General features: G+C 39.8%; 15 protein-coding genes. 2 read left to right on the forward strand and 13 right to left on the reverse strand.

Annotated features, from left to right (window positions below):
- Window positions 1–27 precede the first annotated feature (27 nt).
- Window positions 28–870 (forward strand): MORN repeat-containing protein, encoded by an 843-nt coding sequence (locus Q4597_RS06810; protein WP_303405408.1) that lies wholly within the window; start codon window positions 28–30, stop codon window positions 868–870.
- A gap of 103 nt (window positions 871–973) precedes the next feature.
- Here Q4597_RS06810 and Q4597_RS06815 read toward each other — a convergent pair whose 3' ends face one another.
- Both Q4597_RS06815 and Q4597_RS06820 read right to left on the reverse strand, forming a co-directional pair.
- The gene (locus Q4597_RS06815; RefSeq protein ID WP_303405543.1) at window positions 974–3,469 is read right to left on the reverse strand and encodes an ABC transporter permease; all 2,496 of its coding nucleotides are present in this window, start codon (window positions 3,467–3,469) and stop codon (window positions 974–976) included.
- Window positions 3,470–3,516: 47 nt separating this feature from the next.
- On the reverse strand, window positions 3,517–4,206 hold the full coding sequence (locus tag Q4597_RS06820; RefSeq protein WP_303405409.1) for an ABC transporter ATP-binding protein: 690 nt from the start codon (window positions 4,204–4,206) through the stop codon (window positions 3,517–3,519).
- 22 nt (window positions 4,207–4,228) lie between these two features.
- Between Q4597_RS06820 and Q4597_RS06825 the strand changes: the two genes are divergently transcribed.
- Window positions 4,229–4,975, forward strand: coding sequence for an arylesterase (locus Q4597_RS06825; protein WP_303405411.1), 747 nt, complete (start codon window positions 4,229–4,231; stop codon window positions 4,973–4,975).
- Between the two features lie 292 nt (window positions 4,976–5,267).
- On the opposite strand, the gene Q4597_RS06830 is transcribed toward Q4597_RS06825, so the two are convergent.
- From Q4597_RS06830 to Q4597_RS06880, 11 genes are all read right to left on the reverse strand, one after another.
- Window positions 5,268–5,852 carry a hypothetical protein gene (locus tag Q4597_RS06830; protein ID WP_303405412.1) on the reverse strand — a complete coding sequence of 195 codons (585 nt, stop codon included), beginning with the start codon at window positions 5,850–5,852 and terminating at the stop codon, window positions 5,268–5,270.
- A 217-nt stretch (window positions 5,853–6,069) separates the two neighbouring features.
- A complete protein-coding gene (locus Q4597_RS06835) occupies window positions 6,070–6,399 on the reverse strand; it encodes a YegP family protein (RefSeq protein WP_303405413.1) in 330 nt (109 codons plus the stop codon).
- Window positions 6,400–6,445: 46 nt separating this feature from the next.
- Window positions 6,446–7,759 (reverse strand): ATP-binding protein, encoded by a 1,314-nt coding sequence (locus Q4597_RS06840; protein ID WP_303405414.1) that lies wholly within the window; start codon window positions 7,757–7,759, stop codon window positions 6,446–6,448.
- Window positions 7,760–7,770: 11 nt separating this feature from the next.
- Window positions 7,771–9,399 carry a DUF4157 domain-containing protein gene (locus tag Q4597_RS06845; RefSeq protein ID WP_303405416.1) on the reverse strand — a complete coding sequence of 543 codons (1,629 nt, stop codon included), beginning with the start codon at window positions 9,397–9,399 and terminating at the stop codon, window positions 7,771–7,773.
- A gap of 10 nt (window positions 9,400–9,409) precedes the next feature.
- Complete coding sequence (locus Q4597_RS06850) at window positions 9,410–10,177, reverse strand: ParA family protein (RefSeq protein WP_303405418.1); 768 nt, start codon at window positions 10,175–10,177, stop codon at window positions 9,410–9,412.
- A 136-nt stretch (window positions 10,178–10,313) separates the two neighbouring features.
- Entirely contained in the window at window positions 10,314–11,726 is a 1,413-nt protein-coding gene (locus Q4597_RS06855; RefSeq protein ID WP_303405420.1) for a vanadium-dependent haloperoxidase, read from the reverse strand.
- A gap of 21 nt (window positions 11,727–11,747) precedes the next feature.
- Window positions 11,748–12,248 (reverse strand): lipopolysaccharide assembly protein LapB, encoded by a 501-nt coding sequence (locus tag Q4597_RS06860; RefSeq protein WP_303405422.1) that lies wholly within the window; start codon window positions 12,246–12,248, stop codon window positions 11,748–11,750.
- Window positions 12,249–12,259: 11 nt separating this feature from the next.
- Entirely contained in the window at window positions 12,260–16,471 is a 4,212-nt protein-coding gene (locus Q4597_RS06865; RefSeq protein ID WP_303405424.1) for a DUF4157 domain-containing protein, read from the reverse strand.
- A gap of 1 nt (window position 16,472) precedes the next feature.
- Complete coding sequence (locus tag Q4597_RS06870; RefSeq protein ID WP_303405426.1) at window positions 16,473–16,955, reverse strand: ankyrin repeat domain-containing protein; 483 nt, start codon at window positions 16,953–16,955, stop codon at window positions 16,473–16,475.
- Between the two features lie 3 nt (window positions 16,956–16,958).
- On the reverse strand, window positions 16,959–20,552 hold the full coding sequence (locus Q4597_RS06875) for a DUF4157 domain-containing protein (protein ID WP_303405428.1): 3,594 nt from the start codon (window positions 20,550–20,552) through the stop codon (window positions 16,959–16,961).
- Window positions 20,553–20,630: 78 nt separating this feature from the next.
- Complete coding sequence (locus tag Q4597_RS06880) at window positions 20,631–22,136, reverse strand: contractile injection system tape measure protein (RefSeq protein ID WP_303405430.1); 1,506 nt, start codon at window positions 22,134–22,136, stop codon at window positions 20,631–20,633.

Raw genomic sequence — 22,136 nt, forward strand, 5'->3', positions numbered from 1 at the left:
TATCTAAAACGTAAAATGAAGAAAACCATGAAAAAGAATATCATTCTCTATTTGATTCTGGCGGTAACTATTGGTAGTTCCGTGTTCTATTTTACCAAGTCTAGTTCTCTAAGTAAGCAACTGGAAGAAATGCAGGAGCAACAAGGCCAGATTTCCGAGGAACTTGGCGAGTATGAAAAATTGGCGTTGATAGATTCCATGCTTCTGGCGGGTAACTACGATACGGCAATAGAATCCTATACCGCTTCTTTAAAAGTGAAGGAAGAAAATAAAATGGGAATCCCGTTACGCATTGCATTGGCACAGAAATTGGCGCAAGCGAAGTCCGAAGCCCGACCAAAAGAAGATTCTTTAAAAGCGGAATTTGACAGTCTGCCGAAACCAGCGATAGCTTCGGTAAATGAGGTTCGTAAATACGATTCCCTAAATTTTACGTTGGAAAAAACAAAGGTACAATTGGCCCGTCTAAAGCGCCAAATGAAGGATAGGTCTTTTGGGGAATATCTAAAATTTAAAAGTGCCAAGGGCAATTTTATGCACTACGTAGGAAAAGTAAAAAACGGAAAGGCCAATGGCTACGGCATTGCTCTTTTAGACAGTGGAAGCAGGTATGAAGGGCAGTGGGTAAATAATAACCGTGAGGGCGAAGGTACTTTTTACTGGCCTGACGGCGAATACTATATTGGTACATACAAGAATGACAAACGTAGTGGTTTTGGAACGTACTATTGGCCCAATGGTGAAAAATATGCCGGTCAATGGAAAGAGGACAAGCGCAGCGGAACAGGCAAATTCTTTGACTCCCATGGCGATTTAGTTGCGGGGGGAGAATGGAGTGATGATAAGTTGGTTGAAATAAACGATAAGTAAGAAGAGTAGCGATAAAAGATTCTTTAAAACAAAATAAAAATCCCCGTGAACATAGTCTTCACGGGGATTTTTGTTGGCTTCTATTTTCGGCTGAAATATATTACTAGGATTCTCTTCGCAGTACTTCCAGAGGAGAACTACTTAATACAGTTCTAATATTGCTTAGGCCAATTGCCAATACCAGTACCGTAATTCCCGGTAAAAACACCACAAATGGTATCAATGAGGGTACAAAAGGCTCCTTAAAGACAAATAGGGCTAGGCAAAGGCTACTTACCAAGGCAAGTACAATTCCCACCAAACTACCTAATAAACCTAGGAATACATATTCCAAGGCGCTTATCTTTAAAATCTGGTTGTTCTTGGCGCCTAATGTACGAAGCAATACACTTTCCTTTATACGTTGATATTTACTAGTTCTAACCGAGCCGATAAGGACGATAATACCTGTAAAAATACTAAAGAAGGCCATTAAGTTTATAACCCAGGATACTTGGTCCAGTATGTCCTCAATTAGCGTAGAAACTTGGCGTAAATCGATAAGGGTCAGATTCGGAAATTGAGCGACCAAATCCCGCTGCAGGAATGCTGAACCTTTTTCGTCCGGGATATTACTGGTAAAAACATTAAACTGTGGCGCCTGCTCCAGAACCCCTTTAGGAAAAACCACGGAAAAATTAAGCTGCATCTGCGCCCAATCTACTTCACGTATGCTACCTACGGTGGTTTCCATTAAAACACCCTGTACATTAAAAACAACGGGATCTCCAATACTTAGTTTTGCGTCTCTGGCAAGATTATCGGAAATGGAAATAAATACGGGCTCACCCTGTTTTACCCCAGGCGTCCACGTGCCTTCTAGTAATTCCTCGGAAGGCGCAAGTGAGTCACGGTAAGTAGTCCTAAATTCATGGTTCAATATCCAACGGCGAATTTGGTGTGTAGTATCTTTTCTGAGCTCGTTTACAGATGTGCCGTTAATGTTATGCATGCGCATAGTAACCAAAGGAATGTCTTTGAGAACGGGAAAACCTTTGTTCTTAATACTTCTTGCTACGGAATCGCGCTGCTTTGGCTGTATATCCAAGATAATAATGTTCGCATTTTTGGAGGTTTGGCCAATTTCTGCCTTTGCCAGCAAAATATCCTTTGTAAAATACAAAGTGCTGATCAAAAAGGTTCCTAGGCCAATGGCAACTACCAATACAACCGTTTGGTTGTTCGGCCTAAAAAGGTTAAGTAAACTTTGGCGAGCCGTAAAGCTCCAATGCTTGGGGAAAAAGCGTTTTACCATTTTGGTAAAAATTAGGGCTACAACTGCCAAGACGGCAAATGTAACCACGGTACCGCCCACAAAGCCCAAGGCAAATTTCACATCCTTTATCAACCAAAAAGAAAATAAGAACAAGAATACCAAGATTGTCCCGAACACCAGCATCCGTATGGATTGCGGTTCCTGCGATGAATTTTCATCTACACGCAGTACATCTAATGGTGATACGTACCAAGTTCTCAATAAAGGCAAAAGCGCAAATAAAACGGACATAAATAGCCCGAGCAACACACCAATAATCAGCGGTTGTGCGGTAATGGTAATTTCAAGGTCAAAAGGTAAAAATTCCTTAAGCAGGTATGGAAATAGCTCTTGAACACCAATACCTATCAAGGAGCCGATAAGACCTCCAACAATACCTATTCCGCCTATCTGAATTAAGAAAATCAGAAAACTTTGAAGTCTTGAAGCCCCCATGCATTTTAAAACGGCGATGGCCTTTAATTTCTCTTTGATATAGATGTGAACGGAACTGGCAATACCAATACACCCTAAAAGCAAGGCAATAAAGGCTGCTAGGTTCAAGAATTTGCCCACGTTGTCATAACGCCGGCCTAAACGGTTGGTAGTACTGGTATGCGTGTCCAGGTCCGCATTTTCTAGCTCCAGTTCAGGTTCCAGTTGGTCTTGAAGTCGCTTTAAGTTGACCGTATCTTGTACCTTGTAGTAATATTGATATTCCTTTCGGCTTCCAAATTGCAACAGATTTGTAGCTTTAATATAGCGATAGGGAATGATTACCGGTGGTGCCACAGAACTTGAAATGGCCGTGCTTCCGGGAATAGCTTTTAATGCCCCTGCAATAGGAATGGTCAGTTCGCCAATTTTTATGGAATCCCCGGGGTGTACATCAAACTGAAGCATTAATGTAGCATCTACTAATGCGCCGCCCGACTTTTGGTAAGTTTCTGCAGCCGTTAGTGGTTCGGTGTCAATGTCTCCGTAAAAGGGAAAATTGCCGTCCAAGCCCTGTACCTTTACCAATTTGGTACCACCATTTTTTGGAAAAACCACCATGGATACAAAGTTGACCTCATAAGCACCGGGTTGTAACGAATCTATAATGGCCTGAGCCCGTTCCGTAGGAATTTGTTTCGAGTCTATTTTAAAATCGGCACCCATCAGCGCTTTTGATTGGCGCTGTATATTATCCTTTAAATTGGTGCTGAACAATTGTATGGAAACGACCGCTGCAATGCCCAGAATAATCGAAGCCATAAATAATAGCAGTCGCACTTTGCTGGCTTTGGCATCTCGCCAAGCCATTTTAAAAAGCCAAGGTGTTCGTAAACTTTCGTTAGATTTAGAATTCATCAAATTGAAGCAGTAGGTTGATTGGTTACTATTTTTCCGCCTTTAAGGCGCAATATTTGTTGCGTACGGTTGGCTAATTCTAAATCGTGGGTAATGATGACCAAAGTGGTTCCGTTTTCCTTGTTCAGGTCCAACAACAATTGAATGACCTTCTCACCGGTTTCCGTATCTAGATTTCCCGTAGGCTCATCAGCAAATAAGATGGAAGGCGAATTGGCAAAAGCTCTTGCCAATGCTACCCGTTGCTGCTCACCCCCGGATAATTGGGAAGGGTAATGGTGTAAGCGGTCTTTTAAGCCCACCTTTTTCAATAAGTTCTTGCTTTTTTCTGTTGCGTCCTTGGCACCTTGAAGTTCTAGTGGAACGCTCACATTTTCCAGAGCGGTCAATGTGGGTAACAACTGAAAATTCTGAAATATAAAACCGACTTCCTTATTACGTAACTGGGCGCGTTCGTCTTCATTTAAGGTATTTAAATCCTGTCCGCATAACGCTACAGAACCTGCATTTGGTGCATCCAAACCGGCACATAAACCCAGTAAGGTTGTTTTGCCACTTCCCGAGGGTCCTACGATTGAAAAAGTCTGTCCTTTCTCAACATCAAAAGTAATGTCGTGCAAAACTGTTAATTGCTTGTTACCGCTGGTATAGGTTCGCTCCAAACCGGTAATCTTTAATATCTTTGACATGATCTTAATTTAAATACCATTTATGTTCAAGCCGCATAATAAAGATTTCCGTTCTAAATTACCAATGTCATTGGAGCGGAAACTCATAAAGTTTAGTTATTTTTTTATAGCCCTGTTTCTACTTTCTTGTGGTGATGCAAAAAAGGAAAAGACGGCTGAGGTAGGGAATACTTCGGAAGCAGTAGAAGAAACCATAACAACAGATACCGAAACAAAGCGCATTCTGTTTTTCGGTGATAGTATAACAGCGGGTTATGGGCTTGATGATAGCAATGATGCCTATCCTGGAGTGGTGCAGCAAAAGATTGATTCCTTAAACTTGGATTATACCGTAATCAATTCAGGGGTGAGTGGAGAAACTACCGCTGGAGGCAGAAGCCGAATTGATTGGGTCATAAAGCAGGATATAGATATTTTTGTTTTGGAACTGGGCGCCAATGACGGCCTACGCGGCGTAGACTTATCCGAATCACGAGCCAACCTACAAGGCATAATAGATGTAGTGCGAGAGAAAAGTCCGGATACCAAAATCATTTTGGCCGGTATGCAGTTGCCCCCAAATATGGGAGATAAATACACCACGGAATTCAGGCAGCTTTTTATAGATATAGCAGATAAAAATGATATAGGTTTTATTCCCTTTATTTTGAAAGATGTAGGTGGTGTTGCTGCGTTAAATCAGCCCGATGGAATCCATCCTACCATTGAAGGTCATAAAATTGTGGCCAACACGGTATGGGAGACTTTGCAGCCTTTGCTTCAAAGTTAGATGTTACGCCTGAGATAAAGTTAAAAAAACCACCCTTTTAGGTGGTTTTTTAATTTTGTGGAGCCGGGGAAACCAGAACCTATCTCTTGAGTATTATGAATATAGGGGTTTACGTAGGTTCATTTTTTATGCTCACCCAATAGGTGACTTTAACTTAAAACTTGCCTATTTAATCCCAATTTTAATATATATTAACATAATAAGGTTTATATTCCATAACTCTCTATGCTCATGTTCCATAAGTGTTATGAAAATGAAACCACAAAGAAGACTGGCGTACTTAGCCCTATTCTTATTCTGATTTTACAATGGTAATGTTTGCATTAACGATAATGTTTTTGGAAACCTGACTAATGTTTTTCACATAATTCATAAAATCGTTTTTTTCTTCCAGAGTTTCCTCATCCAATTTATTTGCTTGTTTCAGGTGCATCAGTTCTTCGGCTAGATATTTACGCCCAATAATCTCAACAGTATTCATCTGTTCTTTCTTAGGAGGCTTTCTAAAAAATGACTTTACTTTGCCCATAAAGCCCAATATAGTGTTGGATTTTTCTACGGTGATCAATGCCGCGCTTCCAATAGTCAACAAGGTATTATAGTTCTCGGACAAAAATTTGACAGCTTCTATCAAATGTTCGGCAACACCCATAAATTCAATTAAATTTGGGGTGCCTATATCTGCCTTTTCAATATAAAGTCTTTCTTCTTCGCTAGGGGGATTAAACTTATGTTGTCTTTCTTTTGACTTTTTTACATCTTCAATCCATATAAAAGTATCATAAACATCATTAACCAGAGTTGTCAATCTCGAAAATTCATAAGCTGGTACAATCTCGTTTAGATGAATGGACAAAATTGCATAATCTCTTTCCATGATTTTTTTATTCTAGGTTTGATACAATTTGCATTTTTAATCATATTGTCATCGAGACGATTCATTAAAGACGTGTTCACATTTCAAAATTTCAAGTCTCTGATGGAAAAGCTCCAGATAACAATGTTCACCTTTGCCAGTAGCAGGCTAGGTGGTTAACAATAATTTTTAGCTTATGGTAATGAATCTACCCGCTTCACAAAACAGGGTCGCATCATTATGAAAGATCCTCGACAGCTGCGTTTGGTGCATTACTTTTTACAGAGACAATACCTGTTTCCATAGCTGCTGAACTGGAGTAGGTTTCACTGGTTCCGATAATTTCCCCATTGCCAGCCTTAAGATTAAAATAGGAACTGTCACTAGAAGACGTTTTCCTTTCAAACTTCGAATCTTCTTGTGAGTTGGTACGAACCGATTCGATACCGTTCTTACAAGACGATTTCGTCGTATAGCCTTCACTTCTTAAAATAATCTCGCCATTACCTGCTTTTAGGTTAAACCTAAACTGATTGGCATTGTCTGTTTTAATTTCAAATTTTCCCATGACTCATTGTTTTAAATTACTATTGCTATATTTTAACGTTATACTATTATCTCATGATTCGACCACTTTTTTGAAATTCTCTCAAAACCCCTCTTGTAATATATGAAGGATGTATTGTTTTTTTATTATCGTTTAAGGCACACAGACAGGCGTATTGCACAACATTCATGATTTCAGCACCTGAAAGCTCATATTTCTGTGCGATTTTACCCAAGTCAATATCGGCGTGTAATCTTACTTTAGAAGGGAACGCATTTTTCCAGAGCTGTAGGCGTTCAGCGGCCTTCGGAAGCGGAAAATGAATAATGGACTGAAATCTTCTTACGAAGGCCTCATCGATATTGCTTTTAAGATTGGAGGCCAGGATGACAAGGCCTTGGTAATTTTCTATACGTTGCAAGAGATAAGAAACCTCTTGATTCGCATATTTATCATGAGCATCCCGTACGCTGGTTCTTTTGCCAAAGAGGGCATCGCACTCATCACCAAACAGAATGTTACCAGTTTTTTCTGCCTTTGCCAAAAGGTTAGATAAGTTCTTTTCGGTTTCTCCAATAAACTTTGAAACCACCATAGATAGGTCGATTCTATACACTTGTTTCCCCGTATATTTTCCTAACAAATTAGCAGTTAAAGTTTTTCCGGTGCCAGGTGGTCCATGGAATAAAGCCCTATAGCCAGGTTTTATTTTTTTGCCCATTCCCCAATCATTCAATAGCGTATCCCCATGCGTTACCCATGTTTGCAGTTCAAGAACCTGACTCATGGTCTCATCATTTAGCACAAGATCATTCCACTCCATTTCGGTCGCTATCAGTTCTGCGGGAAATTTCATGCTGAATTTTGGTTTCCCCATCCGCCCTAGCAACATTAAATCTTCATAATCATCTGACAATACCAGTTTACCACTCATTTTGGGTTCCCCTTCAGGAGCTTCCTCTATCCAAAGAATATGGCATTTTTCAAAAAAATGTTCAGGCTCAAAAAATTTATAAATCTGCTGCTTTTTCTTGAAATCATCACCCGCGAGCAGAAAAAGTGCGGTCTGTCCGGTAGGTAAAAATCCCCTAAAGTTTTTACCGCGGATGCCGCCCAGTTGTGGAAAGTCACCGGTAGATTCCAGCATGGCTTGAATAACACAATCTAATAGACTACTATCTATATGCGGGCATATCGCCAAAAGCAACAAAATCTTTTCTTCATTGCTCAAATTGGCTTTTTTAATCTCCTCGGGTACATAAATTGCCCATTTGGCATAAGGGGGCATTTTGGGCTCCACTTTTTTGCTTTTTGGCTTAAAATAGCTATCCAAACGGTATTGGATATAGGATTCTAGGTATTTTAGTTCCACTAGTTTCATTGTTAGTTTGCTTAATTTGATCTCATTGGTGGTACGCCTGATTGTCTTCCGCGCAATCTACCAACACCTTGGTCACAGAGTCTCTTGAAACGGCTAGCTTGCGAACCAGTGCTCCTATTCCAAAAAGGGATTCCTGTTGGCGATCCATGATGAGTCACCTCAACAATAATCCATCTCGCCCGAGGCGCTTCATTAAAGAAAAAGTCTAATACTTGATTATCAGGTACTGGGGATCGACCAAAGTAGCCAAACCTCTGATTGAGTCTAATTAGTTGATTACGAAACGTGCGCTGATCTTGATCATTCATAGCATTGTATTCCCGCCTGTTTCGTAAGTGAATATCCAAAGATGCTTCCCTTGCCAATGGTTTACAACCTGCACCTAAACCCTGAGCTGACTGTAGCCTTCTCCTAGCCCCATTCCTTGTCAAATTATTGATTAATACACCTTCAAAACCTGCCGAAACTTGGCAAGAAACCAGAGATAAGGAGGTGGGTCCATACCTATCTCGCCAATTAACCCAAGCTGAATCAGCAGAAAATAATACATTTATATTCTCGGCGTTATAAAATATGGCGTTTCGTTGCCAATTCGGGGGACTTTGGGCGGCTAACCTATCTTGTGATCCATGGATTGAGACAACTAGCGTCCATTCTTCTTCATTTCGAGTTCTCATTAATCTAGATTTCAAAACGGCCAGATTTGAAACATAAATTGCTCCTCCAAGGCCTATTTGTCTGTCCCTAACTACATAAGACCTAAGTTGGGGTTGTCTGCTTTGTCTTCGTCTTCTACCTCGTCTTTGCATTTGGATTTTTTTTGCCCCCTTCTGTTGCACCACATGGGTCAACTCATGCGCCAACAACCTTTTTCCTTCGGATGAATCTGGATTGTATTTCCCTGAATTAAAATACACGTCCTTCCCATGAGTAAATGCCTGAGCACCGAGCTCTTTATTCATCTTAATGGCATCCTGATCGGTATGCACATTTACGCCACTAAAATCAACTCCAAAAGAGGCTTCCATTTCGGCTCTCGTATTTTTAGGCAGACTTTTTCCTTTGCCTGCCTTACTTTTTATTTGCTGTGACACCCCTGAACTAGCCGTTTGTGAAGCTCCATTACTCTTCGTTTGAACAGGCTCTTCCTCTTCTTTTTCCGCATCCATTTTGTTTACCATTTCCTCCTCTTCGGGTGCCTCCATCTTATTTACTATGCCTTCTTCCTCTTCGCCTTCCATTTTATTGACCATACCTTCTTCTTCCTCAACTTCGCCCATTCTCTGAATTTCGGGCTTTTCCTGCACCAACTTGTCCTCTTCCATCCGTTGCTCAGCTGTGCCTAGTTTTTCATCTTCCTGAGGCGTAGCGAGCGACTCCCTTTGAATGCTACTTATGTCCTTGTTCTGAATCGCCGGTTTCGACGTTTTATTCACCACCGCATCTGCCATACTATCGGCTTCCTTTTCATATTTGTCTCCAGGCTGGCCGACTGTCAGCTTGGTTTGCACTGCTGTCCTGGTGGAAGAATTAAAGAAAGGAGTCTTGCTTTCCTTTCCAAAAAACGAAGCATCTTGCTTTTCCGCTTCTTCGTTGTTATGTGGACTCTTATTGCGTCTGTTTGAGAATATACTTTTCATCTGTTTAGTGTTATCCGTTTATGCGGGTTAAAAACTCTGTAGTCAAAGCGGTATAATCTAAAGCTCCGTTGGCATTGCTGTCATAGCTAAAAATATCCATTCCATGCTCCTGTGCATTTGCTAATGCAATATTGATACGAATGTGCGTGCTAAAAACTTTGTGTTTAGAAAATTCTTTTTCTAGTTCCGTTTTAATTTGTTGGTTAATCCGTTTCCGTTGATCGTATTTGGTCAAAACAAATCCTAACACCTCCAAATTTTCATTCATTTTTTTGACCGTTTGAAAGTGTTTTAAAAAATTTCGGGCGCCTTTAAGAGGTAAAAATTCTGCCTGTAGCGGAATCAGCACAAAATCGCTGGCTACCAAGGTATTAATGGTCAACATGCCCATGGAAGGGGGGCAGTCAATAAAAACAAAATCATAAGCTTCCAGCGGTTCAATCAACTGGGAAAGAATTTGCTCTCTTCCATATACGCTGGCCAACTCCAATTCAGCATTGGCGAGATCTAGGGCAGAAGGAATGATATCTAAGCTAGAGGCCTCTATCAAGGCATCGGTCAGGGCTGTTTTTTCTCCAAAGGCTTCCTTCCTCAAAACCGTGTAGATTGAATTTTCGATTTCATCGGTTAAACCTACCGATTGTGTAAGATTAGCCTGTGGATCCACATCGATTAGCAACACTTTTTTGCCCCTGTTTTTTAGATCAGCGGCCAAGTTGATTGCTGTAGTGGTTTTACCAACACCACCCTTAAAATTTGCTATCGATATTATCTTCATTTGATTCTTTTTAACTAAAAGTTGACGCTACATCGTCTTGAAAGAACTTTACCAGTCCAAGTCATGAATTGACATTTCGGAGTTCCCTATTCTGTATTTTACTTAACACTTAACACTTCGTACCTCTTACCTTTCACTACCCCAGTTCTCCATTAAAATACTGCACCGCCTTGTTCCATACTTCACAGCCTACTTTATTTCCCAATTCGCGACCTTCCAAATCCCCATCTCTAAAATGGATACCCCCATAGAGTCTAGAAATTCCGGCATCGTCAGCAGCGTCCTTGAGCATTTTCCAGTGGATTGTAAGATCTTCCGCAGGAGTGCAATCGGGTTCAATACGAGAGCCCCCCTTAGGAATAACAACTGATTCCCCATATTTTCCGTTCCCGCAAAAACTTCTTAAGACCTCTTCGGTAGCTGCACTAAAGGTGCTATGACCGGAAACGTATTCGGCAAAGGGTGGAGTAGGGATGTAGGGTAGCCAGTTTTCTCCTTCTAGCTCTTTGCTACCTTCACAAGGGCCTCCCCATGCAGTAATGCTTTTTCCTCGATATAAGTTTTGGATGGCTGAAACAGGACGCACATAATCGTAATAAACTTTACAATCCCAAGCAGCTATTCCAGCATCTAGAAGGGCATTTGAAAGAAGAAAGAACATCTTTACATCATAGGCGTTCTTATGCTCGTACATTTTTGATAAATAGCGGGCTTGTCTACAGGATTGCTCTGGTGGCGTAGCCCAGCGCAGGACATCATCTTTTACCGAATCCACAAACTTATCTTCATGCATGCCCGCCCAAAACTCTGCGACCAGTTTCTGTTCGTCGCTCAGGTCGGCACTATACTGCAAGACTTCATCGGCCTGTTTTTTGAAATCGTTTTTATCGCAGCTTATGGGTGCTGGCGGCCTATACTGTCCGCCCCAACGTAGCGCAAAAGGTTTGACGAGGCCCCAATGGGCGGTCAAAAATTCCTGCGGTTTATGGTTCCGCAATTGCGCTTGCCAACGATCTTCATATTTCATGGCCTGTGGCACGGGTGGATTGACTGGCCAATTTCCACTAAAATCGGAATAGTTCCCGGTATGTAAGGTTGCATTTTGGTTGGCGGCATCGCCTAAGCGGCATTCGAGGACTAAAAGCCCAGTTAGGTTACCGATGCCAGCGGCATTGTCTGGTTTCAAATTTTTATTGTCCGGATCATAATCGCAATCGCACATAAAATCCTTGAACATGCTTTTCTTTTCTGGTGGCAAGGCACACCAAAAAAGGGCTTGTGCTACAGTGTAGGCAGAATGACTATAGGCTTCTTCGCGATTTTCTGTAGTGCATTCACTATCGGCTTGTTTTAATCGATTACCCGTAGTGGTACTCACCTCGCATCCACCATCGTTGTAGTTTGTCCAAGCATCATACATTGCGGTATGTACCATTGCTAAAGCTCTAGCTGCTACGGTAGGCGAAAAATTTACATAATGTATCGCATCGCACACCAAACGGTTCCATTGATGCGCCTTACTGGGGGTGTACGCTTTGATTGTTGTCATGATTTTATTTTTTTTATTCTGTTAAATACCGTTTAAATCAATTTTATTTAAGCATCTATCCATTGCATTTGTAACGTTATCCATTTCATCAATTTCTTTAGCAAGATTTAAAGCAGACTTATAGACTTCAATTGCTTTATCAAAATTTCCATTTAATTCCTCTTGAAAACCTAATTCTAAAATCAAAGGAATTTGATATGACCTAGGCACTGTTTTCATATTCTTTAAAAGTTTTTTCAATTCTGGAAATCGTTGTTGTAATCCTAATAATTTGGATAGGTACGTATAAGAAAAATGATAATTAGGATCCAATTCAATTGCCTTATTCAAATGTTGCTCCGCTAATTTTAAATCTTTATTTGTTTCCATAAGTACATAGCCCAAACTACTATATGCTGGTGCATGTTTCGGGTGTCTTGAGATGGTAAGTTCCAATATTGCTACAGCTTCAATTAAAAGATCATCTTTTAGATATCTGTTACCTAATTCTGTTAAAAAGTCTGCTGATTTTAAAGTTTCCATATAATTAATTTTTATTGTCTCATTCTTCGCCAAGTTGACCAAGTAGAATCCGAGCGATTTTCTCTAGGGTGATACAATCTCTTTTTAATTGAGAACCTACTAGGTCGCCTTGTTCTTCTATTTGGGTAGGTGATTTGAATTTCTATCTCTACTTGTTTATGGCCTCTTCTGAATTCTCTTGCAGAGCTACTTTCTTCAAAATACCAAGTGCCACGTCTATTAACTCTGTTAATTCTTGAATTCATGGGAACAAGATTGTTGTATGAATCATTTCCACCAAAGCGTTTTGCAATTAGGTGTCCTTTATCATCTCCGTACATATGCATAGGCAAATGTCTATTTCTTAAACTATCGCCAAAAGCTCTAGCATACCGGACATTTCCTAATATTGCTCTAATTTTTGTTGGCCTATTTCGCAATGCGGTGTTGGTTCTAATTAATCTGGACCATTGCGTTCTACTTCTTCTTTGGACATTAAAATCTGGTCTTGCTATATAGGCTCCATTATCCTCCTCAAACATTTGATCTACCATTCCCACTGGATCTGTTATAGGCTCACTCTCCTGTTCTTGTATTTGTGTTCTGGTTTGTACAACAGGATATGATCCTTCTCTTTCTACCCTAGTTAATTTACCATCTTCATCTAATCCTAGTTTATGTGCTCGTAAATTTGTACGTTGGCCTCTTCTTCTGCGAATACCTTGAGCTTGCATTAAAAATCCTTCAGGTAAATCTTGGTTATCCGATATTTCTCTTCCTATAAACCGATCTATATGTAGTTTGGTAATTCTTAATCTTTGATCTTGCTTTATCATTCCAGATTCTATCTGTAGGAATCTCCTTCGTGCTCCCATACCAGGACCTGCACCTCTACTATTATGTCGTATGAAATTTCTTGTCCCTATAGTCTGAATCAAATAATCCTGATCCTCTAACCATTTCTCTAAAGCGCGTTTTCTATCTCTATCACCTGTATTGAAACGTATTCCAGTTCCTGAAAAATCAGTATATACTAATTTATTTTGCATAATTCTATTACGCGAAACGGGATTCAGTTTTAGTTTAAATGATAAGTTTCTTCTTCCTCCTAGTTGCCAGCGAATTCTAAATCTTGGCGGAATCTGATTAGCCACTGGTCTTCTTGAACCTCCCCTTTCGGTTGCAGATACTCTCCATCTTATTCGTATTCGGTTTAATTCTCTTAACTTTTGTCGCGCTTTTCTTCTGAACCACCATTTAGTCCACGCACCTTTGAAACTTCCTTCAGTATGGTTACTATCTAAACCTTCAAATTCTCTATTCATCCATTCCATTCCTCGGTTTAAAGCTCCCCAAAGTGTTTTTGATCCTGGACCATATGCATCGGCACTACTACCTGTTGCATAACGATATCTTCTTGGTCTAAAACGGTTAAAAAAGCCCCTATTTTCCCCTCTTCTTCTACTTCTAGCGGTGCTACTTCTTCTATCTCTCCCTCTACCACGTCTTCCTCTACCATTTAATACATTATCAAATGCATTCTGCAAAGTTTCAGCAGTACTTACTTCTCTATTCATTTCGGATAACTCTTCATTAGCAAGGTTTGCTAAAAACCCGACTAAAGGATACAGTTTTGATCCCACATTTACAGCCATAACAGTCAATACCTCAGCTGATTCTGAAGGATTTTCAGAAGATTCTGCTTGACGATACCTACCGGACAATCGTTGTAGTTCTGAAATGCCTGCTGGTATATTCATCAATATTTGCATTAACCTTTCTTCATCTTGGGCATCTTCCTCAGTGATATAAAAATTCTCCAAAAGATCTCCCAGCTGTCCATCCAATTGAGTTTGTACAAGTTCGGTGATTTCTTCCTGCAATTCTTCAAATTCCTCATCAAGACCATCAGAGCTGTCCACTTCATCCATTCTTCTCTGAATTGCTCGATAACGTGTTAATTTTTGTTCAAATTGACTCTTAAAGGTATTGTATACCTCTCCCATATTTCTAACCAACTGAATAACATCTGTAACGGTTTGAAAAATACCAAGTACTTGTCTCACCTTTATGTACAGTCTTCTCAATTTATCAATTCGTCTTACCAAGGTTGCTATCCTAGCACCTGTAAAAAGCAATCCTAAACCTTCTGTAGCCAATGTAAATGCTTGTAATATGCCAAGTTCTGCCAAAATTTCCATCATTTCTCGGTTAATCATCTGATCGAAATTATCTAACTCTCTACGCAGGGAAATTGCTACTTCTCTAATCTGTGGAGATTTTTGACCGGCACCAATTAATAAGCCATCAAGAATCGCCATTTCATTATAAAAAAGATACATTTCTTCCCCAAAAGGATTTGCACCTCTTATTGTATCCAACATCCCCGTTTCTTGTGAGTGATTGGTTCGTAAATTTGCTTGTATTTGAGCTAAAGTGCTATTGGCTGTTTCCGCATTGTTTACTCCTTGAACGGCTCTTTGATTGGATAGGTTTAACCGTAAACGACCCTCCTCTGATACTGGCGAACTTTCCTCGGGCTCATTTTCCAATTCTCTATTAGTTCGCATTATTTCGCGATCAGCCTCGCTTAGATTTTGGTATCGTTCTAATGCTTCATTTAAAGTAGTAGGCTCGTCCGTATCAGTGGCTACATTCCGATAGAATTCCATAAAAGCACGTTTTTCTTCATCAGACATTTGCCTAATCCTTTCCAATAATTCCGCAGAAGGTTGTTGATCTTCCACAGGGCCACCTGAATCTTCAACTTCTTGATAGAATTCAGCCAATTCAGCCATTTCTTCCGGATCCATTTCACCTTGATCACCACCACCAGTAGAATTTCCCCCAGCACCTGGACTAGATGGGTCTGTAGTTCTAAGGTCCGATTTTTTAAACCACAAACCGCGATATAGAATGTCTTCAAAAATTCTTATTATCAATGCTTCCGCTCCTTGATTTCGGGCTATTCTAAGTACGAAAACACTATATCTAACACTGCCAATGGACTCTGCACTATACCGTATGCTAGGATTACCAATATCCCTTAAACGATCATAAATAGGTTGTACCCTCCCTCCTGATGATTGATAATTATACCAGAGAAGAAGGTCATCACGAATCACATTTTTATATTCTATTAAATCTTCTTCTCGAGCAGCCAACTCATCTGTACGTTCTATTGCTTCTTGTCTGTTAGCAGTTCTATATCTTCTAATATTACGTATTCCGCTATCGCAAATTCTGTTAACCCTGGTTCTAAACCTTCTTTCAACAGATCCTATTGAAACGTTATTAGAGCTAATAATTTCATCTTTCCCTTCTACAGCACAACTGTTAATTCGTTGTCTCAAAGCTCTTTTTTGTGCATTGGTTAATCCTCTTGCCGCCGTGCCCGCTGCCTCCCTATTTGCTGGTGCAACACCGGCAAAATAATCTCTTAAAACTTCGGTTCTTAAACTTCGAGGATTACATGTTCGTTGAATTCTTTTATGAAGCATAGGCTGCTGCTGTACCGTATGCGTTAATTCATGTGCTAATAGATGTTTCCCATTGACACTAGTAGTGTCATATTTCCCTTGATTAAAATAAATATCACTTCCATAAGCAAAAGCTTGGGAATTAAGAGCGCTATTCATTTGAATTGCTTTGTTCCCTGTATGGACTCTAACATGACTAAAATCTCTCCCGAAAGCGCCTTCCATCTCCTCTTGAACCGTGGGAGTCATTGCAGTTCCTTCTCCTTTACTAGTTTGTAAATGGTGCGTTAGATCTTCATTATTATTGTTAACGGTTTCTGATTTTGATTGAATTTTTTCTTTTTCTTCACACGCACCACATTTAGTTTGCAAATGTGCTTCTGGAGGCACTTCATTACTTTCAAAAATAGGCTTTCGTTGTATCTCCTCGAGTTCTTTTTCCTGCATGTTTTCTTCTTGCTCGCATTCGTCGCATTTGGGTTGTATGATACTATTGTTTACAGTAGTATGCAAAGACTTCGCATTACCATCTGCTATTTTTTGCACTACTTTATCTGCCATAGTATCAGCTTCCACTTCGTATTTGTCATTGGGTTGCCCTACGCTTAGCTTGGGTTGTACCGTGGCTGGACTAAAAAACGATGATGTTGTATTATTAGATTTTGAAAAAAAGTGAGCCTGTCCTTCTTTTGTAAAGAAAGGTTCACGTCTCATTTGAAGTTGAGGCATGGAACAGGACTGCGTATTTTTTTCTATTTTTCCCAAGTCATTTTTTGGTGTTAAATAATTTTAGTAAGGTGTTATTCTTTATTTTAAGTGCCAGACTAAGGGCGGTAGATCCAAACTTATTTTTTACTTCAGGGTCGGCGCTGTAGTCCAATAAAACCTTAATTACATCTATGTTGATGTCAGCATGAAGAATTGCTTTTAATAATGGGGTATTTCCAAATGAGTCTTTGATATCTACATCCGCGCCATTCTGTAATAGCAACTCCGCAAGCTTAACTAAGTGATTTTCGGCACAGGCATGCAATGGGGTAAATCCGTCATTGTCCTTTTCATTGACATCGAATCCCCTTTTAATCAAATAAGAAGCAATTTCTGTTTGCTCATATAAGCACGCATGTAAGAGTAAACTTTGGGAATATGGACGAACGTCAAATACATTACGCTCCTCTTTCATAAGAGTCTCCAGCTCCTTTAAATTTCCATCTTTAACGCTATAGTATATTTCTTGTTTTCTATTCATAATCTATGGCGCCTCATTTTTATGGGATATGTTTTCAATAGGATGCTCTGCGTGATAACTTTTTGGATTATTATACTCTGCTATAAATTCATCCCATGTAATTCGTCCTTCAATGTAATCATCTACTAATTTTCTATATTCGTGACCTTTTTTATGGCCCATATGCCATTGATCAAATCTACTTTTAGATTTATCCCAACTAAGTTCTAATTCTGGATTATTAGGATCTCTTACTGTTCCGTCGGGGCTCTTTGAAGCATTCCAAACTTCATCTACCAGGCCATCTCGATACTCTGGTCTACTTTTCATTAATCTCACCCGTTCTTCGGTCCAACGAATAACCTTACCCTCGCTCATCCATCCATCTAAAGTTACATCAGTAACTTTTTGTGTAGAGCCTGTATCAAAACCTTTTCTAGAATCTTTATATAATCTAAGTTCATATATTGTAAATTCAGTTCCATGAACAGTTTCCTTAGTTACTGATTCTACTCTAACCCTTCTGTTTCCCTGAATAGGAACCGTTAATTGTTCTCCCGCTTGTATTTTTGTTGGAACACTTATAACTGGTGCTGCATCCGGAGTATTTGCGTCTACGGTGGCGTTTATTCCATCAATATCTAAACCACAAACTGGTGTAGAGAAACGACACCATTTGCCATCAATCATCCTTCTCCTATAAACATGATCACCTACAGTAACTTCTACGTCATACTTTGTAGATAATTCTGCATCATTTACGGTACGTATATTTTCTGGATTGTTTACTTTTTCCTTAAGTGTATTGAACTCTGCATTAAGTTCAGGTGGATTTTCTCTTACATTTGGTGGGTCTAACTCCCCATTTTTCACTGGTCTGCCTTCCACCATTCCAGTTTTAACATGCTCTAAAATTTCAAGAATACTTTCTGGAAGGAATTTAACAACTTTACTAAGTATCAACTCGGCTATTTTACCACCAATGTATGCCAGCGCTAACATGGCTACCATTAATCCTATTGAAATAGAGCTTTGTGCAATTCTTCCATAGTAAATATTATTCTCTTTCATTTTTTCTTCATCTACCAACATACTATCCACTGCATTGAGACTTATAAAACTTTTCAATAAAACTGCCGCATCTGCAGCTATTGTAACTGCCAACAGAACTTCACCAATGGTCCCTGCAGTTGCCAAACCAGCTCCAAACCCAACAGCGGCTCCCGCAGCGGTTCCCGTACCTGCTGTTATTGCTCCTATTCCGCCTGCACCCGCTATAGTTTCAGAAGCAATTATTGCAATAGCAACCCACCCATAAAACCTGTTTGTAAGTGCTACCATCTCTTTTTGCATCATTAGAATGTCATCAATTGACTTACTAAATTCAGCTTCTTTCAGATTATTGAAAGCACCTTTAATATGATCCCAAATAGCTACTAGGTTTTTTCCTAAACCTACAGGCTCAGGATCTGTTATAGATGTAATACCTTCAAATGGCCAAATTTGTTCCCAAAGTGCAGTTTTAACCGTTTCTTGCCAATTATCCTTCAAATGTTCAAGCATTGGTAGCATGTGAACATTCCAAATTATAGAAAAATGCCGATCATCTAAAGATCCCATTGCGCTTTCCAACTGTTCCCTTACCAGTTCTTTAACAGAATCTAGTTTCTTGTCAATAAACTGCATTATTTCAGCAATAATCTTGTCCTTGTTATCTATGATGTACTCAATTGCCTTATAAGTAGCTAATGCAGATTTTAAAGCCAACAAGGAAACATTGTATCCTGGAAATCCAGATAAAACCGATTTCACATATGAATTTTCCATTGTTGAAATCATCAATTCTAAGGCTTCGATTGGGCTATCAGGTAAGTCTAAATCTAAATATTCGGACAAATCAACCATGGAATTCAAAACATCCATTACGTTAAATCGCTGAATGGTACCTTCATCTCCAGTTTTATAAAATTCAGCAATGCCCTCTTCCGCAGCAGCAGACTTTTTTTGTATATTACTTATTTCCTTACCTAAGCGTTGTATTGTAGGATATTCGGGTTTTTTAAAAACTGTATTAGCCCCCTGTTGCACGGTATGGGTTAACTCATGGGCCAATAAATGTTTACCACTAGTACTATTGGTATCGTATTTGCCTTCGTTAAAATAAATATCATTACCATGGGTAAAGGCTTGTGCATTTAAGTCCTTATTCATCTGTACAGCAGTACTGTCTGTATGAATATTGACCCCACTGAAATCTACCCCAAAGCCAGATTCCATTTCACTTTGGGTTTTGAGATCCATTGCCGCTCCAGAACCTGCCTTTGTACTCAATTGATCTTGTAAACTACTGGTACCACTATCTGAAGAAACAACAGCTTCTTCTTTCTTTTGAACCAAAGTTTCCGAACCGGTAAAAGCGGTCATAAAACCACCAGTAAAAGCACTTCGTTGTCGTGTCTTCTCTACCACTTCGCTATAAACTGCGCTATTTCCATCAATAGATACAATAGTATCCCCATTGACTTCCTTAATAATGCAATGGTGCTGATGATGATGGAAGTAACCAATATCTCCAGGTTGCGGATTATCTGTGGGCTGTAACTTATCACCAACGCCTCTTCCTATTTGCCAATACCCTAAATCAATACCTGCCTTTTTAATTGCATAGACTGAAAAAATACCACACCAGTATGGAAATTCTTCACCATATTTTACATTTTCGATGACCTCATCGGACCAGGCATCGTTAGCGGCCAAATGAAATATCTCTAAAAAGTGCTCTGCACCAACACGTTTTCCGCTACCATCATCTTTTTTAGCCTCAATCTTCCCCACCATTTTTTGAGCTTCTTCTACAATGCGCTCTCTTGATCCAGTGCCTGATGTGCTGCCTTTTAACTGAAGATTAGGCATCTTTTTAAACAGGATAGGATATCCTGTTTTTTCCATTTCTAAGGACCGGAGTTGTAGGTTAGGGTCTTCATCATCCTCTGAAACCGAAGCACTTCCATGGGCTTCCTTGCGCTGCAATTCTTGAACCTCTTCCCCCTCTTCTACTGCTTCCTTTTCACAATCATCGCATTTGGCCTGTACCGCTGGTTGTGTAATAGGCGTTGGTACTGCTGGGCTAATTTTCACAGGAGTCATAATAGGTTCAGCAACAGTTGGTTCTATCTTGGCTTGAATAGCCTCATCAGTATTACTTTCAAAAATGGGTTTTTGTTGTAGTTCTGGTACTTGTTCTTCTATTGCTGGTGATTCGTCTTCCTTAGCATGTACTTCTTCCTCTTCTTTCTTTTGTACCTCTTCTTCCTTGTCACAGGTATTGCATTTTGCCTGAATTTCTGGGATCTGACTTTCACTAGTTGAACTACTATCCGATTCGCTTAATTTTTGCACCACCTTATCCGCCATCGCATCTGCCTCAACCTCATATTTGTCATTAGGTTGTCCAATAGTAAGCTTGGGTTGAATCGTAGTAGGACTAAAAAAAGAAGTTGTTGTCTCGTTTGATTTGAAGAAAAAACTATCCTGCCCTTCTTTATTAAAGAAAGGTTGCCGCTTCGCCTGAACCAGGTTACTAGCGGAAGAACTTGTTTTTACTTCTGATACTTGCACTTGGGGTATTGATTATTGTTTACCAACTATTTCCTATAATTTATTACTCTCTGTTTATTGAATACTGTCCACTTTATTTTATCGCCATTCTACATATAGCAATTCTTTCATCCATGGGAGTTTAATCATACTTAAGTTCCAGGGTAGTCGATCTAATAATACATCGATTGCCTTCTGTTCAACATAGAGTTTCCTTCCACTTTCTTCTTTAGTCAATTTCCCTTCACGGATCAAAAACCCCTCTCGCAGTCCATCTGGGGAAGTACTTCCCAAAGCTCCCCAATGATCAATGACCGCTTTTAACAAATTGTTGGCTTCTTTCTTTTCTTTCTTGCTTAGTTTTAAGGTATGATCGAGTGGTAAATTGGCCGGCATGCCACATAATATTTTCGGCAACAGCAGTTCAAAGTCCTTCCCCATATTTTCGCCTCCCGCAAGAAAACGCAGTAATAAAACTGCCTTGCACTGACTTTTAAAATCATTGAATGCCCCATCTTCCGCAAGCTTGAGTTTTCTAAATAGCTTACTGAGAAATGGGTGTAAAAGCACCATGCCTGCCTTTTTAATGAACTGGGGGCTTGCTGTGGTGTCAAGTAGATTTTCCGACACAATTTTTTGTGGCTCAACGTTCTTTTGATAAGCACTTTCTTCATTATCAAGCGTTTCTTTGGCTAAGCCTTCCGTAGGCAAAACTTCTTTTTTTAGATCGCTTTTGAGGTTTATTTTGGCATCTTTGAGGGCAGTTGATAAGATTGGATATTTCGTGTTGTTATGCTTACGTTGTGATTTGAAATTTGTTCTAAAAGTTGACAGTTCTTTGCATCCCATCAGCAGCGCGGCAATGGTTTCGCTTGTCAATTTTTCCCTCCTGAGAATGACCTTTTGAAAAATAATTTGCCATAAGGCCACTTCCAATTCTCTGTAGCCAACTTTTAGATTCATTATGATGCCGTGTTTATATGCCTTGGATAACTCCTTAAAAAAGTTAAGTAATTTGCTTTGAGAATATCCTGTGTATAGTTCAACTAGTGATTTTAATTCTTTTGCCTTATGCTGTAGGATAAGGCGACGCAATGCAATTGAATTTTGAATCAAAACGGCTTGCAATCGCTGGATGGCGGCATCCTCCAAGCCCAAGGTTTCGAAAACTTTTTCAAGCCAGTTTTCCTTGGGAACGTTCGCATAGGAGGGTAGGGTGCCAAACTCTAGCCAATGCAACCAAAGCTGAAAGTAATGCTGTCGCAAAGGCAGTTGCCCTTTGGCTTGAGGTTTTGCATCCTCGAATTCTCTTCCTCGAATTTCCGCAATGCTATTGCTACATTCCTTTTCCAATAGCTGGGTCATTGCATCAAGAACGGTTGGGATATTGGCTTCCTTGATGTCAACCTCTCCAAGATCAATCACTATACTGTCTAACTGAAGGACCTCTTCTTCCCCAACTAAGGTATCAAATAGGGCACAAATCTCTGGAAGGAACGCCTTCCAAACCAAATCACTCACTCTTTGCTGTATGGCATAGGCGTTTTTTGAAGTTGATATGTTTAACTCCAAAACCTGCTTTCCTATGAGATGATTGTTTGCCAT

The sequence above is a fragment of the Zobellia sp. 1_MG-2023 genome (genome assembly GCF_030549125.1).
GTDB classification, from domain to species: Bacteria; Bacteroidota; Bacteroidia; order Flavobacteriales; family Flavobacteriaceae; genus Zobellia; species Zobellia russellii.